This window comes from Moorena sp. SIO3B2 (assembly GCF_010692525.1).
GTDB classification, from domain to species: Bacteria; Cyanobacteriota; Cyanobacteriia; order Cyanobacteriales; family Coleofasciculaceae; genus Moorena; species Moorena producens.
On the sequence record NZ_JAAHHE010000704.1, the window covers coordinates 1 to 2,157 of the forward strand.

General features: G+C 37.5%; 1 protein-coding gene and 1 pseudogene. Both read left to right on the forward strand.

Going from position 1 to position 2,157, the window contains the following annotated elements; all coding sequences use genetic code 11:
- Positions 1-757 precede the first annotated feature (757 nt).
- Positions 758-1,537: a 16S rRNA (uracil(1498)-N(3))-methyltransferase gene (locus F6K38_RS40025; protein WP_287360430.1), complete on the forward strand. Its 780-nt coding sequence runs from the start codon at positions 758-760 to the stop codon at positions 1,535-1,537.
- 510 nt (positions 1,538-2,047) lie between these two features.
- A pseudogene (locus F6K38_RS40030) lies at positions 2,048-2,157 on the forward strand (DNA-binding protein); the annotation flags it as partial.

Genomic DNA, 2,157 nt, shown 5'->3' on the forward strand with positions numbered 1-2,157 from the left:
GGTAAAGGTGGACAAAGCGGCTTAGCTGTAGGTTGTGCAGGACCAAGCTTAAGGATTCGGAATGTGGTAGTTGGTGGAGAAATTGAAGGTTGAAGGTTTGGAGGTTGAAGGTTGAAGGTTGAAGGTTGTCTGTCAGAATGAAGAATTTAGAATGAAGAATTTAGAATGAAGAATTTAGAATGAAGAATTTAGAATGTAAAATTTAGAATGTAAAATTTAGAATTTAGAATGAATTATACATTCTGGTTGTTCCGTACTTGTTATCCTAAATAAACAGTCTGTAGTCTGTAACAGGGAAAAGCGGCTCTGGAAATAACAGTGGTCAAAGGCCGTATTCAGAAAATTTTATCAGTTAAATAGCCTAATTTTCCCTGTAGATTAAGCTTTATGAGCTTTTTAACGGCAATTATAGCATAAAAGGTACTGAAGAGCCAAAATTCTAAATTCTAAATTCTAAATTCTAAATTCTAAATTCTAAATTCTAAATTCTAAATTCTAAATTCTAAATTCTAAATTCTAAATTCTAAATTCTAAATTCTAAATTCTAAATTCTAAAATGTTGAATAGCCTAATTTACCCTGTAGATTAAGCTTTCTGAGTTTTTTAACTGGAATTTTAGCATAAAAGCTACTGAAGAGCCAAAATTCTAAATTCTAAATTCTAAATTCTAAATTCTAAATTCAAAAATATCGAAGCCTGTTTTCTGCCATTGTTATGTAATCGAAAGTTCCCTACAACTGCGGCAACAGTAATGACTATGCAACGGTTGGTGATATCACCTACACAGTGTCAAGACCAAGGGATTGTTTTAACTGATGCCCAACAGCATTATCTAATTAGAGTGTTGCGGCTGAAAAAAGGCGATCGCTTTATTGCTATGGATGGAGAGGGTGGCTGGTACGTTAGCGAGTTGAATGGTGATTTGACTCAAGCTAAAATTGTCGCATCTGAGCACATTCAAACTGAATTGCCTAAACAGGTAACCTTGATGGCGGCTATGCCTAAAGGGAGTGGATTTGAGCAAATTTGTCTGATGGCAACAGAGTTGGGAGTTACTCGGATTGTGCCGTTAAAAAGCGATCGCACGTTACTCAATCCTAGCCCTCAAAAGCTTCAGAGGTGGCGACGCATCACCTCTGAAGCAGCAGAGCAATCAGAACGGGAAGTTGTGCCGAAAATTCTTGACCCTGTTGACTTTTCCGATAGTCTTCATTTACCGGAAACCCTAGAAGCCTATCGCTATATTTGTGTAGCTAGGGGAAACGCTCCCCATCTACTCAATTGCTTATTAGATTTACGATTACGATTGGATACTGGTCAAACAGACCCTGCTCAACATCCTGGCATTGTAATTGCTACCGGACCTGAGGGTGGTTGGACAACTCAAGAGCTAGAACAAGCTACTGCTGCTGGATTTATAGCTGTTTCTCTGGGAAGTCGCATTCTTCGAGCTATCACTGCTCCTATTGTTAGCTTGTCTATAGTAGCAGCAGTGTCGGAATCATCAGTTAGGACAAAAGGTGATAATTTTGCTTGAGCAATTAATAACATCCATCGGCAACTGAGGCAATAAACTGGGTGTGTCCATGATTCAATTCAATTACTATAGCGCTAGCTTAAGTGTGAAATTAAACCTAATTATCCCATACAACCCTTGACTCATCCAAAAGAGTAGCGCTAGTAAATCTTCTTTATCACCGAATTTTCTCAAACTATAGCGCTATATTAACTTAGCCAAAAAATAGCGCTAGATAATTTTTGGCTAAGTTAATATAGCGCTATTTAAAAAAAGATTAAATCCAATTACTTTATACACCCCGTAAGCCCTGAATAAGGTCGCGCTATAGAAAGCTTCCATGAGTCCCAAAATTAAATTAGCGCTATAGTATTACGATTAATCCTAATCATCCCATATAGTCTTTACCACCCCTAAAAGACTAGCGCTATTAAAATTCCCTGCATGAATTTGTAAAAATTTGTAAAAATTACCCACAACCATAAATAATGTGCTATGCTAAGTATAGCGCTATTTAAAGGAGCAAAAAAAATGACAGTGGTCGGAACTACCCAAGCAGCTTTTCTTCTAGGGATTTGTGTCCAACGAGTCCGTCAACTTCTGAAAAATGGCAGAATTAAGGGCGCTCAAAAAGTTGGCAG